Raw genomic sequence first — 14,987 nt, 5'->3', positions numbered from 1 at the left:
CTTATTATTAATAGTAATATTCCATGGTTTCTTTTGATTTCTTATCTGAAGAATAATCAAACACCTTTCCAATAAAGAGTATACATTCTTATTAATTACTTAAACGTTAATTCGGACACAAAAGTAAAGCTTTATCTTTGGATAACCTATCTATAATTTTCAATTTTTGAAATTATACCTTGCAAATCATATTAATAAACCTCAAAAGCACCTTCTTTTTTTGCCTTCTCATATACCTCTTTTCGAATGTCTTGCAATATTTTATTGCGACGTTGATGCAAAATAATTCGTTTAATCTCATCTTGCACCTGTGGCAAAGGAGCCGCATCTTCTTTGTCTCTATATTCAAAAATTTGTAATAGGTATTGATAATTATCATCCATTCTATCTAAAACAGATTGATTTTCACGATGCCTATTGCCTATTGCATCTTCAGGAAGCTCTTTGACCAATTTGTCATATTCTATCCAAAGATCTTCATTTAAGATATGCACCGTTTTATTTTTGGCACAAAAAAGCTTCACTCGTTCAAAATCTACTCCGTCATCAGATTTAAACCATTTTTTCAATTTTTGCAGCTCAGGAGTTCCTCTTTTTACTTTGACGAAATGACAGCGTGCCCAACTAATTCCTGCTTGGTATTGCTCTTTATTATTACTATAATAATCTGCCAATTCTTGGGGTGTCACCTCTGTATTCAATCGTTGATTAATCAAAGCTTCCTCATAAGCATTCATAATCAACGTTGCTTCATAAGCCTTGACCATTCGTTCAATTTCTTCTGTAACTCCAATATTTTGTTTGGCTACATTTAGCATCAATTGGTCTCGAATCCACTGCTCTGTGTGTACTTTTAATTGATATAAACTATCTTTGGGAGTCATTCCAGCGCCTATTCCAACAACTGCAGAGGGGTATAAGTACTGCCCTGCCGCTTGCGCTAAAGGTGTTTCATCTTTTTCTCCTGAGACAGTTCTTTTTTCCCCGCAACTCACCATTAAAGATAGACAAGGAATTAACCACACTATATATTTTACCATTTTATGTTTATTAATAGTTCATTGATTACTTTATGGCGTACTAATTTAAGCCTACTCGGTTGTCACTTTGTTGGTTTGCTACGCTGTTACGAACTGGTTTCAACGAACTACTATTTTTTATATTGAAAATTTAATTTGTTATAAAAGCTATCGTCGTTAAGCCTTTGTTTCTGTATAATTGGTCACCTCTTGGAACACATCCTCTATAGTGGATACTTTTTGATGCATTTCAAGCAAAATATTCCCCTGCTTGACCGCAAAATTAAAAATAGCTGGACGGATATCTTCTTCGCTCAACGAGGTGATTAAATAAGTATGTCCCTCCAACGCTCTTAGCTTCTGAATTGGAGCACAAGCCTTCAACTGCTTTTCATTTACTTCTTTTGCAAAAGTAACCATAATTTGTTTTTCCTTCGAAGCATTACTTTGTAGCATCTCGATAGTATCGTTAGCTACCATATTTCCTTGGTTGATGATAATAACACGATCGCAAAGTGCTTGTACTTCTTGCATAATATGAGAAGAAAAAATGACTGTTTTTTCTTTTCCAAACTCTCGTATCAACTTCCGAATTTCTATCAATTGATTAGGATCCAAACCAGAAGTAGGTTCATCCAAAATCAAGACATCTGGGTTGTGCAACATAGCTTGTGCCAATCCTACACGTTGGCGATATCCTTTAGATAATGAACCAACCAGCTTATGTTGTTCTATTGTCAAACCAGTCCGTTCTATCATTTCTTCGACAGCAGCCATTTTATTATTCACTTTGTGCAAACCTGCTACAAACAATAAATATTCTTTGACATACATATCTAAATACAAAGGGTTATGCTCTGGCAAATAACCAACCCTACGACGTACCTCTATTGGATTTTCTACAACATCATAACCACACACACTAATACGACCTGCCGTTTGAGGAATAAAACAGGTAATCATTTTCATCGTGGTTGTCTTTCCAGCACCATTGGGTCCCAAAAAACCTAAAATTTCTCCTTTCTTGGCTTCAAAACTAATATTATTAACGGCTTTTTGTGTGCCATATACTTTCGTTAAATTGGATACAATTACTGACATAATTATTAATTTTAATACTTCGTGGATTTTTTTACAAAAACAAAAAACACATCCCACTGACAATCAATCTAATTCAATTTTTCTTTCACGAAGTAATGTAATTTGATTTCTTCGCCTAATTCCAAGCCAAAGAATAGTTATTTTTATTCAAATTCAAATGGATTTGTGTCTTTATACAACAACCCATTTCCTTTTCTCGTTGCGATACTAAAACGGTCTAATTGGATGGCTTGTTTTTCACGATTCCAAAAAAATGTTTTCATTTTTAGTTTTTTAACATTATTATAAATAGGCTCGTGGGCAAAGCGCATAGATAAATAAAGCCGTTGCCAATCTCTTTGAGCATTGGTTTGTGCTGTAGCATCAACACCTTTCCAAACCAACAAAGAATCCTGTTCATCCCTTATTTCGACCACCAATGTTCCTTGGGGTTGGTACAACATCGTATCTACTACTCGTATGTCTACTGCCACATCCAAAAACTCATTATTTCGAGGCGTAAGTTGCTCCAAACTCATGGCAAAAGTAGGCCCCCATTCTCCCTCTTGTTGATAATAAGTATTAGCAGTTATCGAATCCTGACGAAGATTCGTTTTCTCTATTTGCCAACCAGCTTGTTCTGTTTTATCAAAATCCATATCTATCTCAAAATCAAACTCCCAAGCTACTTTCTGGGCTTCCTTATTCTTACTTAGAATATAATATTCGTAATTAATACCATAACTTCTTTGATACAAATAAGGATAATAATATCTAGCCATTTGCAGATGTGCCTCTGGAATTGATCCTACAATTAAATACGAAGTTACACTATTCTCCAAAATCTCCCTAAATTCTAAAAAAGAGATTGGTGGTTTAAAACTCTCTATGTGTTCAAAATTACTAGCATAGGCATCTTTATAATATTGCAAATATTCTGGGTTTTCTCCCAAAACAATACAAACATCCTTTGATTCATGTGCTGCTAAAAATGCCTTGGTGTGCTTAATAAAATGCTCGTAAGGATGGGTATGCACTGTTTTGAAATGTTGTCTTGTTACTACAAGAGTTGTGGTATTGATGCCTAAAATCACCCCTACTAATAAAAACTTCATCCGTGATGGTATGTCCTTGGGAAAAAAAGAACACCAAAAAAACAGAAAATAAGGCAATGAGAACAATAAATGCGATTCTCTCAAAATGGGTGATTTATAGACAGAGTACAAATAACCAAATGTTATAGGTGTTATAAATAGAAATAGACTTCCCCAACGTGCTTTTTGATTTTTTTTGAACGTCTGCTTTCCGTATTTCAGAATAGATCCAAACAATAATAATAAGGCAAAGCCCAAGCACCAAAAAGAATAATGAAAGATGTATTGAAGATGATTGCTAAAAAAGCTTGGTGTTGGAATTGCATACCATAAATGCCCATCGGCATGCAGTAATTGATAGGTTGTAATACTAAGATGTGGCAAAAACAGTACAACCATTGTTATTCCTGCTGCCACGTATTTTAATAGGATTTCTTTACGCATCCATGCAAAGCCCCAAACACCTAATATTCCTGCAAAAATAAGGCTAAAATAGTGGTTGTACATAGATGCTGCTCCCATCACAACAAAACCTATCCAATAGCGCTTTTCGGTTCGTTGTTGCATCAATAACTGCGTCCAACAATACGCCATTAATAAGGTGCAAAATAAACCACTTTGATATTGTCGAGCAATATGGCTCCACCAAATAGGAAATTGCAAGGTTGAAAAATAAGCCAAGACAATCAACCCCACTGTTTTCGAAAACCAAAGTGTCCCCAAACGATAGACCAACCACAACGATGCAATTGAAAATAGTAAAAAAGGGAGTTTGATTGCCCATTCAGAAGTTCCAAAGATGGATGTCCAATAATAAACAAAAACATACATACCCACAGGATGCGAATCAACTTGCTTGATGTTTTCTATAACAGCCCCTACTGAATCATAACTAACCTTTGACCAAGTGCTTAATTCATCATTAATGAACGAAAAATCCATTGGATTGCCAATTCGAAGACCAATCCCTATCAATATACACAACAGCAATAAGATTTGATCGCTGTTCATTCTTTGGCTTGATTCTGGAGCCATATTCTCATTCATGTAAGTATGAAGTTATAATTGGTTTAAATCAGATTTATCTAGAATTTATGCTTGTTATGAGGCAAAAAACGCAGCTCTAGCCTTGTTTTTTCAATGCAACAAGAGACAGAATGTCTCCTAAAGGTATTACAATATTAATTGTGACTTCATACTTAAATCCAATTACGTTCTTTGATTCTTTCCAATCCAATTTAAAGCAGCACTTAATTGAGGATGTGTTCTAATAAAGCCAGCAACATCGCGAGCCCAGACTTGGTATGCCAATTTGGACGGATGTACGCCATCGCTAAAAAATATAGCGTTCTCAGAGGGCACATTAAAGCGTTTTCGCCAATCGTTCATCGTAATTCGATTGGAATAATAATACGTATTTTTATGCAAACGAACCAACTTATCTAACTCTTCTCCCAACATCTTCTCCAAACTGCCCAGAACCATTTTAATTGTTTTGGTAAAAGCAGGAAGTTCTTTGATTGGGGGCATATTAATAAACACAATCGGAGCATCATTAAACTTCTTCTTAAGAGAGTGTATAAGCCGTTGAACATCTTTTTTCCATCTCGAAGGATTGTTCAATTGAAACGTATCGTTTCCGCCAAGCCCAATTACGACCAAATCAAATTCCTTTTCGGTAATCTGAGGCACAAGCATTTCCTCAACTTTTTTGGCTGTAAAACCTCGTTTAGCGTATACTTTCCATTCTACATTGATGTTAAAAAAAGCCGCTAGCTCTCTAGCCAAAGTACCTGTAAAACCTTCTTCATGCGTTTTTACGCCAACTCCTGCTATAGAACTTTCTCCAATTGCTAAAACCCTCAGTCTTTTATCAAGACTTCCTGAAGCCAATCCATTGCTCCCTTCTGCTTCTGGCAATTTAGGAAATTTTGCTTTGATTGCCCTTGCTTGAAAGTACATAATAGGAAGAAAAGGAATTGCCAAAATTACTTTTATAAAATATTTTAGGTTCATTCTTATAATAAATATTAATAAATAAGCGGACGAATATCTACAATGCTATTGTTAGATTTGTTTTAGGGTTTACTTAATTAACCACAATAGGAACTCTCGCAGGATATAGCATCCATCCTAATATCGGACCTGCAATAACATCTACTTGTAGTTCATACTGCCCTGGCTCCTCTGGCATTTTGACCCAAATATATTGATAATAATCACTTTGAGCTAGTAAGTCCACCTCCAAAGGGTTTCTATTTCCTTCCCAATCAAATACCTTTCCATCCTTCCACCAATGATAAGCGACTCTAATTTGATCTGAATTTAGCGATTTTGAACCAATATTTGTCAATTTGATTAAAATATTCTCTGTGCTATTGCTTGGATAGGGTCCCTTAGGATAGGTCTTTATCGTCAGAAACTTTCTCAATGTCTCTATACTATCTAGCTTTGGTACCCATCCGTTCAGGTAGCGGTATTTTCCTGATGGAAAGTTAAAATATTTTTTATTAACACTCTTGTGCTGATAAATGCTATCCGTTCGATCATAAAAACTCCGATAAGTAAACAAGTACAAATTTGTATCTTGCAATGTCTGCATATTCGCAGAATCTTGCCATAACCATTCTGTATCTCTGATTATCTGAATGGTTTTTCGGTCAGGGTTCAACCCAAATAATAACATTGATTCCATTCCTAACGTAAAACTTGGCTCACAAAATCCTGGGTTCCACCAATCTTCTCGCATAATAAATTTATTCCCCTCCATGTTCTGGGCTGTTTCAATGACACGATGCATATAATTCACTCGATGTGTAAAGGGCTCAATAGCCATAGAAATTAACACAAATCGATAGAGTATAAGACTAAAAATGGCAATACTAAACCATTGTTTTCCTTTCTTTGTGAATCGAGTACTCAAATCCATAAACAATGGATAACAGGCAACAAAAATCAATGGATAATAGCACTGTTCTTGGTATCTAGAATGGCGAATACCAGGATAAGTTAAAGCAATAATATATTGAGTTAAGATCAAGAAAATTAAATATCCGATAGCGATCCCATAACGGCGTTCCTTAATATAGAATCCAAAGGTAATTAAGGCAATAATCCATACTTCTTTGTAATACATTCCATAGAAACTAAATAATGGCTTCACATAGTTGTTCCATCCATAATTATAACCTCGCTCGGTGAGATTGAGTACAAATTGCTCCATTTTTGCAATTTCGTAACTGTGCGCTGTCAAACATTGCTTTATCACAAAACAGGTTATAACAGCCAATAATACTAGTACGTATTGTTTCCAATATTGAAATTTGTACCTTGCAAAATGCAAGAGTAGAATGCCTCCTATCATAAAAATAATCAACTGATAATTGATCACCATTGTTATCACCAAAAGAAACATATAGAGTTGGTGTTTCTTTGAAAAGTCATTGGTATTTAAGACAATAGCAAATAATGCTAAAAAGCCACTTGCATAATACAATTCAAACCCTGGAGCACAAAAACCATGTAAAATACCTATGGTTTGAGTCCCGACTAGTAACCACCCTATTTGATGATTATTCCAGCAATAACGCCCGATCCAATAAATGGCGTAAAAGAAGAGGACATGCCCCACCGAATAGGCTAATAGAACAATTTTGAGCGGCAACCCTAGTTTGATGCAGATCAATGGTAGCCATTGAGAGAAAATACGCATAAACCGATTCAGTTCCATCCAAAAACTTTCGTAGTGCACGACTTTAGAAAGAAAAAATCCCGAATCGCTATACAAGCGCTCCTGAAAAAACCACAACGCCAATACCGCCCAAATACCAAAGGCAATATGAGTCAACCAATCATTGATCTTTTGGTACTGGTCATTTAATTTCATTTTTCGTGATTTTCAAAACCAAAGCTTTAGTTGATACTATTCAAGCAACTTACTGGTAGCAATTGCCTCTAACAAATTTGATTGTTATTTATCTACAAATATCTCTAGTTTCAATTGATCAATAATAACATCCGTTGTTCCCTTATTCCAAACATAAACTTTCAACGTACACCCTGCCAAGGTATTGGGGTATGCATCAGCCACTTTGAGTTGATTCCATTTATTGGGGTTTAAACTTTGCTCTAGTAGACGTTCCCCTCTCCACAAAATAGTTTCCTGTTCATTTTGAATAGAAAAGACCAGCAAAGCTGTTGCCGTTTGGGAAATCTGCTCCTGCCCTACTTTCATCCAACAAGAGGTACTAATATATAGATTTTGATCAAGAAAGGAGTCTAAAGGATAAGTATATGTACAAGAATAGGTTTGAGCGTTTACGGTATAAGCAGTAGCACCTTTAAATACCTGTTTGTTTTGCAACAATTTAGGCTCATAAGAGCTCCAATATGGTGGTGGTGGCGTTTCAAAATCTAAGACACTATTCCTTAACAACACTTGATCTTCTTTTATTAACTCTGCCTTCATTTGCTCACCAATAAATGTCGATAGCCTCCTTGCAGATTGTTCCTCCAAATGATTCCCATCATAGGTAACATAACTAGTGCGGTTAGGAATGTCAATCCAAGTTCCGCCCACAGCTTCAAACTGAGTTTTGATCGCTTTTTCGGGATAATATTGCATTTCTATTGCTTCAAAATGCGCTGCGGCAGGAGGTCGAAATCCAAATACTTCTATTCCTTCGGCTTCCCATGCTGCTACTTTTTGTATTAAATTCTCTCGAACAGCGGTACTAAACTCGACTTTGGGATAGGTATTTTGAATATGCCAATATTCAATCCATTCGTCTCTTGGTAATTTATCAGAAGCAATCCAACCATTAGATTTATACACTTGATAATAGCCTGACTTCTTATCCAAGGCTTTGTTCCTTATCACCTCTGGGCTGGTCGGATCAAAAAAACTCAAATAAGGATTAATGTTTTTGCGTTGCCAAATTTCAATAGGATGTCGTTTTTTTTCTTGCCAATGGTGTGGATTGGCTAAGTTTTCATCTGCCAAAGAAGAAGCCGTTACGCCTAAAACAATCATGCGTCGGTTGGAATTAGAATCTAACAAGCTTGCCCCTACATTCATAAAGGCTGTATCTAAACCTGCCGATGAAAATCCATAATTAAAAACATCCAATGTATCGACCACTGTTAATGCTTCCTCTATCAATTCTGGATTAATTCCTCTATAAATTCTAGAATCACCAATAAAAACTACGTCATACAATCGATCGGGCGCTACTTTATTGCTCCAAAACCAATCGGACTGCATCGAAGAAGTAGGAATAGAAGGAAAATACCATCCTCCTATTGCCAACAAGACAAGCGTCAAACCTAAGCTATACAAGATTCTCTGATGGTACGTATGCATAAATTTAGAATTGAAAATAGATAAACTCAGAAGCAGGTCCTCTGAAATAAATACACGCCGTAATCAATACGGACATACTAACCGTATCGTATAGAACAGTTTTAGTCGCTAAACGCAAGGTTTTGTTCCTTCGTTTGATAAAATACCAAACCTCTATTCCTATCCCCAGCCCTAAAAATAGAACAGTGTTAAAATAGTGTGTGATAATAATATTCGTCCCCTCTAAATTAGTAGAAAATAAGTTACCTAGAATAGCCATGGCTTTCTCAAAACTTGGTGCTCTAAAAAAGACCCAAGCGATTACTACTTGAAACAATACTATTCCCAATGCAATTACTTTTCCAACTGCAAAACGATGCAAGTATTGAGGCCATTTTGTCAGACGCTCTACACTAAGGCAAAGGGCATGTATAACGCCCCAAATAATAAAATTAAGTGCTGGACCATGCCACAACCCCGAAACTATCATAGTTATCCACATATTGTAATGCCCTTTCCATTTAGAAGTTCGAGTTCCCCCCAAAGGAATATAGACATAGTCTCGAAACCATGTAGACAATGAAATATGCCATCTCGACCAAAAATCTCTCAAAGAAATAGCATGGTAAGGATGGTTAAAGTTGCTCTTAAATCGATAACCCATTAGTTTAGCTAGACCTCTTGCAATAGAACTGTAACCTGCAAAATCAAAGTAAATTTGAAAAGAAAAGGCAAGCATGACCATCCACCAATAAATACAGGAAGGTTGTGTATTGTTGTTCCAAAACGACTGATTTACAATTGGAGCTAAGTTGTCTGCAATAACCATTTTTTGAAAAAAACCATAGACCATCAACCGAAGCCCCAACCATATTTCAACAGCACCAACAGGCTGATTTTTTGCCAATTGCTGAAGCATATCTTTGGCTCGTATAATGGGACCTGCGACTAGCTGCGGAAACATGGACAAGTAAGCAAAAAAGTGCCAAATATTTTGTGTTGCCCGCAATCTGTTTCTATAAACATCTATGGTGTAGCTCATGGACTGAAACGTATAAAAACTAATTCCGACAGGAACAATGAGCGAAAAACTAGGCAAACGGCTGTACAAATCCCAATTTACACCAAACAATAGAGCAATATCATCAATGGTTCCTGCCAAAAAACCACTGTATTTAAAAATTGCTAAACTTCCGATGTTGGCAATGAGGGATATTATCAGCCAAAAACGCTTGTTAACGTCTCTTTTTTGCATTCTGAGCGCAGCACCATAATCAACCAAACCACTAAATACTATCAAAAACAAAAATCTCCAATCCCACCAACCATAAAAGACAAAAGAAAAAACGACAATGCAAACCCAACGAGTCAAGTCCTCTTTTTTTGCCCAAATCCAGACCAAAAAGAAAACAATAAAAAACACTAAAAATACAATGGAGTTAAAAAGCACGTTTCATCTATTTAGTAGCAATTAAGTCTTGTTAGTCTTTTAGTAATTGAATGCTAACTTGAAGATCATCTATCAATATAGGTTGTTGACTATTGTTCCAACAATAAACCTGCAATTGCTCTCCTTTCTTCTGAGGGGTGTATTGTAGGTGCTGTGTCATACCATTCCAAGCCGTTCCATCCAATAAATGTGTAGAAAGTTTTTCATTTTTCCAAAGTAAGCTTTCTTTTTCATGCTCAATAGAGGTAACCAAGGATATTTTTTTGCTAGCCTCTAAATCCACTCCTTTCACCCAACAGCTAGTACTAATTTGTATCTTTTGGTTAATCCACGAGCTATCTAAGGTTATTTTGTAAGAACAAGAATAATTAGAAGGCTCTACCCGAAAAGCGTTCTTACCACTAAATGCCTCTGTTTGTGTCAGAGCACTTTTAGGATAGTCTGTCCAAGAGCTATCCATTGGATATTCAAATAGCTGAATGCTTTTTGCTACTGTAGCATAAGAAGGTTGATTTTTCCCAAAGAAAGAATTGGGGCAATTAGGAGCGTTCACAAAATCTGTTATTTCCCAATCTATCGTTAAAGCATCTGTAAGTATTTTTTTATTTGAGGCATCCAATGCAATGGCAACAACCTTTTTTTGCTTGTGCGGATGCGTTGGATCTATTACAAATGGGTTAATCCACAAACCATCTACTGCATTTTTGGGCACAATTCTGTATTTTTGGATAGAATGATCCGCAAATTTTAGATAAATAAAAAACTGCTCGTCTTTGTAGAAAAAGCTCTTCATTCTTTGTACCAAAGCCTTATCAAATGAAAGTTTTGCTCGTAACAAACCCGCCATATTAGAAGGACTCTTTACCCATTCTCCCCATGTCGTTTGATTGGTTCGAATGATACTTGAAGTTGTCTGTAAAGGGTATTTGCGTTGTTTGTAAACCAAATAATTTTTGTCTTGATACCACAACTCGTAGTGTTGGAGCAAAGTCAACATAGTTTGCGGCTCATCATTCAGCAGATGTCTATAATCTAAGCTAGACATCGTGCCTATATCCAAGCCCGTTGTAATTTTATTCAAATCCCAAATTAAATAAGTTGGCGCTTGATCTGATTTAAAATGATTGGCATCTTGCAAGTCCAACCAAGATGTATAAGCTGCATAACTTTGTAAGATAGGTCTTGGTTGAAAATTAAAGCCATTGGCAGGAATGATGGTATAGTCCCAAGGGTATACATCTACCGTTGCATTTCCTATTTCTTGAACAATTTTTTGAGGCAGTCGATTACTCGCTATATTTTTTTGAGTAACTTTTTGGGCATGGACTTTTATAGCATCCAAACGTTCTATGTAAGTTACCAAATTAACGACCCCATCCAATAATGGATAGGTTCTCGCCTGATAAGCATAAGCATTTTGCATATTTAGGTTAAAAAGTGCCAGTGCTACCCCTGCAAAAACTAAAAAAGACAGCTGTTGTTTGCGATTAAAAATATAGAATAATAAGAATGTTATAATGGCGTAATGATACGTTCCTCTAATATGATAAACGTCTTCTCTTGCCATTCCATGCTTCCATGCCGCAAATAAACTTAATGTAGTAAGGGCAGCAAAAAACAAACTTCGTTTGGAACGATACACCAAAGGATACCCAAATGTAAATATTAAAAAGGGCGTTAAATACCACCAATTGTTAACAGGATAATACGCTGCCGCAGAAGAATTGTCTTGTGCTAAATTAAACAAACCAAAACAGTATCTAAAAAAACCAGTACCCGTACCATACATGGCTAGCCAAAGTGTAAAAATAAATGCCCACAAGACTAGTGCATCAACAATAAAAAGCTTGTATTTTTTCTTGACAATGGCTTCGTATAACAAAAACGAACCACTAATAATACAGGTGATAATCCCAACATAAGACTTGATATAAAAGGCAAATCCTGTTAGCAATAAAGCTATGTATTTATCTCTTTTTGTTGAAGTTTCAAAGTAATTGCAATAGCTTAATACAATAGAAAAAATAAGTAAGAAAATAAAGTTCGATAACAAAACAACTCCATATGCGCCGACAAAACCAATCAACCATCGCAAGGAGTTTTTAGAGTCTATCAACCGAACTAATTGAGCTGATAAGAATATCTTGAGCAAGACTTCTACGCTAATTGCTAATTCTATATTAGAGATAGTAGGATAAACTAAAAAAGCAAGTGGTCCATGTGGGAATATGACATTTTGAGCTACCTCCCACTGTGTATTAAAGAAAAAATTAGAGATCCACATCATAGGTGGATCAATACCGATGTTATAACTAAGGTGAATGCTTGGGAAGGTAAAAATTGCTATCGCTATCCCCAATATAATGATTGATGCGAATTCTTTGAGTTTGGAATAAGTAGCTGCAATTTTTTGTCCCACTAGTCGCCATTTTAGAAGCTATAAATAAAAATGCTCTTTGACAATTCCTATTCAATATTTAAGCAATTGCCAAAGAACGATCCTGTCAGTAGCACTAAAAGTAACTAAGAAATTGGTTAATTCAAAAACAAAATCTTACAAACGCCCTTTTGAGTTCCTTCTTCATTGACAACAAAAACCAAATAAACCCCTGACTGCGCTCTTCTTCCATTGTAATCTGTTCCATTCCATATTGCTTGTCCTCCCAATGCAGTCGTCTCATAAACCAATCGACCACTGGCATCTGTAATTTTCACATTGGCTTCATCTACCAAGTTAGAAATAGCAATTGGTCCTGTATAACCAGGCTCTACAGGGTGAGGGAAAACGACTACATTTTCTTTTTTCATTCGATTCTGTCCAGTAGTAGCCTCACCTCTAAAAGACTGAATCCCAACTGTACTAGAAATATATACCGTTCCAGTAACTCCATCTATTGCTAAATGATTGACTTCGTTGTCAAACAAAGGACTATTTTCTTTAGTAAAATAAGCGAGTTGGTTATAACCATCGGCTGAAAGTAAAAACAAACCATTGGTAGTTGCGACCCACTTTCTATTAGCAGCATCGACCACAATATCTAAGATGGTTTCCCCTTCCAATAAATATCCATTAAAATTATCTTGCGTAATAACAGGGCGATTTCCTCCACAGTCATTGTCAAACACATTAGAAGAACAATTAAAGATCGTAATTCCCGCATTCGTTCCAACCCAAATAGTTCCATTTTTATCAGCTACCAAGCATTTAACATCATTGTTAGGCAATACAGTATTGTTATCTCCCAACTGAATGCTTCTATCGTCTGTATCATCGTCCAAATCTCCGCTATCAAAAACGGTTATTTTTCCAGTAATATGTTTCACCCACTTATAACCATTTCGATCAATTACGACCTCCTCTACTTGAATTTGATTGCTAAAGTATGTGCTAGGAAATGCTTTCCAGCTTCCATCTCGTTTTCTTACGGTCAAGGTGGCATCAAAAGTCCCCGAATTAGTCATCCAAACATTACCATCATCATCCACAGCCAATCCCAATACTCTTGTTCTAGCATTATCTCCATTCGTACCTTCTAGAGGGACATCAGAACTATACTGATCAAATACAGATACAGTTCCATTAGCATCCATTTCTAACACACCACTCATAAAAGAGCCTACGTATATTTTATTGTTAACAGGGTTACTAATAATTCGAATCGGATCCCAAAAAGTATCTGTTAGCACATTCGTTCTTGTACTAAATTCTTTCCATTCACCATCTTTATAACTATAAAAGCCATTTCTACTAAAATAAGCCGTAATAGAGTTATATGGAGCAGAGGCTACCCAAAGTGTTCCTTCTTCATCCACGTGCATGTCAGCGACCAAATTACTTCGTGGTGAGTTCGGTTCAATGTATTTAAAATCTCTGTGCATATATGCTTCATCAGCAGCCCAATGAATATTGTCTTGATCAATCACTATATCTTTAACTCGCCAAGAGCGAGCATACGATTTTGTTTCGATTGTATTGGACACATCAATTAAATAATAAGTAGGGGTATTGGTCGTAATAATTAATTTATTTTGGGCATAATTTAAAGACATATTATAGTGTGGAACAAAATCTCCTGTTCCTGTTGGTCTCCAAAAGCTAATAGCCTGTCCTGCTGCCTGATCGAAGCCATCAAAATGATGCCATGTTCCGTTATAATATTGATACAATGTATCTTTTGCTGCGGCATACACTCTATCATTAAATGTAATTAAATTTCTAGAAGAATACGATGCAATATTAAGATTTACATGACTTCCTTGAAATTGCCATGTTCCAAAATCCAACAAGTTTCGACCATCCATTATTCCTTTGTAAATTCCTTGATCTGTCGCTATAAATAAAGTGTCTCCGTATTGAGTACAAGCATTTACATCAGCTGGCGTAAACGTTGTTTGGCTAAACGCCTCTATATCTAAGTCATAAACTACCAATCCGAAAGAACAAGAAAAATAAATTTGTTTTCCAGAACAATAAATCTGGTTAATCGACTTATCTCCAATGATGTTATTATTAGTAATAATAGCAGATAGATTAACAACTTGACCATTATCATATAACAAGTCAATATTTCCATTTGTGTAAGCAATTACCAATAGCTTCTCAGAGCGATTATACTCTATGGTTTTTATCCGCATATCGCTCAAACCAGAAACCTTATTGAGGTGCTCTAATGATTGGTCTTCCTTGTAAACTTTTAGAATAGCTTGGGTAGATGCATAAAATACGGCATCGTCACTTTCTGTCAACGCCACCATACTCTCATACGACAAGTGCGAGCGCCACTCCCCTAATGCTACGGGATTATCTTGTCCTAATACTTGACTACTAATTAATGCAACTAACAGGGCTGTTAAGCACTTTATTTTATTATATATCATAACCTTATACTCTAATTTAAATCTTTAGACTGTACATTTATTTAGTAGAGCAGACCACTAATAACGTTTAGCTACATTACAACTGCATAAGATACCAAACCTTTGCAGGGTAGCACTATGAGTAT

9 protein-coding genes are annotated in these 14,987 nt (G+C 36.0%); all 9 read right to left on the bottom strand.

The window, feature by feature from the left end; all coding sequences use genetic code 11:
- Positions 1 to 191 precede the first annotated feature (191 nt).
- On the bottom strand, positions 192 to 1,040 hold the full coding sequence (locus QP953_RS02085) for a hypothetical protein (RefSeq protein ID WP_052598157.1): 849 nt from the start codon (positions 1,038 to 1,040) through the stop codon (positions 192 to 194).
- Between the two features lie 156 nt (positions 1,041 to 1,196).
- Complete coding sequence (gene gldA / locus QP953_RS02080) at positions 1,197 to 2,120, bottom strand: gliding motility-associated ABC transporter ATP-binding subunit GldA (RefSeq protein ID WP_052598156.1); 924 nt, start codon at positions 2,118 to 2,120, stop codon at positions 1,197 to 1,199.
- 143 nt (positions 2,121 to 2,263) lie between these two features.
- Complete coding sequence (locus QP953_RS02075) at positions 2,264 to 4,240, bottom strand: glycosyltransferase family 39 protein (protein ID WP_309553806.1); 1,977 nt, start codon at positions 4,238 to 4,240, stop codon at positions 2,264 to 2,266.
- Positions 4,241 to 4,402: 162 nt separating this feature from the next.
- Positions 4,403 to 5,209: an SGNH/GDSL hydrolase family protein gene (locus QP953_RS02070; protein WP_052598154.1), complete on the bottom strand. Its 807-nt coding sequence runs from the start codon at positions 5,207 to 5,209 to the stop codon at positions 4,403 to 4,405.
- Between the two features lie 73 nt (positions 5,210 to 5,282).
- On the bottom strand, positions 5,283 to 7,079 hold the full coding sequence (locus QP953_RS02065; RefSeq protein ID WP_309553805.1) for a hypothetical protein: 1,797 nt from the start codon (positions 7,077 to 7,079) through the stop codon (positions 5,283 to 5,285).
- 84 nt (positions 7,080 to 7,163) lie between these two features.
- Positions 7,164 to 8,555 carry a hypothetical protein gene (locus tag QP953_RS02060; protein ID WP_309553804.1) on the bottom strand — a complete coding sequence of 464 codons (1,392 nt, stop codon included), beginning with the start codon at positions 8,553 to 8,555 and terminating at the stop codon, positions 7,164 to 7,166.
- Positions 8,556 to 8,559: 4 nt separating this feature from the next.
- Complete coding sequence (locus tag QP953_RS02055; RefSeq protein WP_309553803.1) at positions 8,560 to 9,984, bottom strand: MBOAT family O-acyltransferase; 1,425 nt, start codon at positions 9,982 to 9,984, stop codon at positions 8,560 to 8,562.
- A 31-nt stretch (positions 9,985 to 10,015) separates the two neighbouring features.
- Positions 10,016 to 12,403, bottom strand: a complete 2,388-nt coding sequence (locus tag QP953_RS02050; RefSeq protein WP_309553802.1) for a hypothetical protein — start codon at positions 12,401 to 12,403, stop codon at positions 10,016 to 10,018.
- Between the two features lie 116 nt (positions 12,404 to 12,519).
- Entirely contained in the window at positions 12,520 to 14,862 is a 2,343-nt protein-coding gene (locus QP953_RS02045) for a two-component regulator propeller domain-containing protein (protein WP_052598145.1), read from the bottom strand.
- Positions 14,863 to 14,987: the final 125 nt, after the last annotated feature.

It is taken from the genome of Aureispira sp. CCB-E, from assembly GCF_031326345.1.
GTDB lineage: Bacteria > Bacteroidota > Bacteroidia > Chitinophagales > Saprospiraceae > Aureispira.
The sequence above is the reverse complement of the archived record's forward strand: the minus strand, read 5'-3'. Positions and strand labels throughout refer to the sequence as shown.

Bases quoted from the DNA above. Each gene is read 5' to 3' on its own strand.
- QP953_RS02085 (WP_052598157.1), bottom strand. From the start codon at position 1,040: ATGGTAAAATATATAGTGTGGTTAATTCCTTGTCTATCTTTAATGGTG.
- gldA (WP_052598156.1), bottom strand. From the start codon at position 2,120: ATGTCAGTAATTGTATCCAATTTAACGAAAGTATATGGCACACAAAAA.
- QP953_RS02075 (WP_309553806.1), bottom strand. From the start codon at position 4,240: ATGAATGAGAATATGGCTCCAGAATCAAGCCAAAGAATGAACAGCGAT.
- QP953_RS02070 (WP_052598154.1), bottom strand. From the start codon at position 5,209: ATGAACCTAAAATATTTTATAAAAGTAATTTTGGCAATTCCTTTTCTT.
- QP953_RS02065 (WP_309553805.1), bottom strand. From the start codon at position 7,079: ATGAAATTAAATGACCAGTACCAAAAGATCAATGATTGGTTGACTCAT.
- QP953_RS02060 (WP_309553804.1), bottom strand. From the start codon at position 8,555: ATGCATACGTACCATCAGAGAATCTTGTATAGCTTAGGTTTGACGCTT.
- QP953_RS02045 (WP_052598145.1), bottom strand. From the start codon at position 14,862: ATGATATATAATAAAATAAAGTGCTTAACAGCCCTGTTAGTTGCATTA.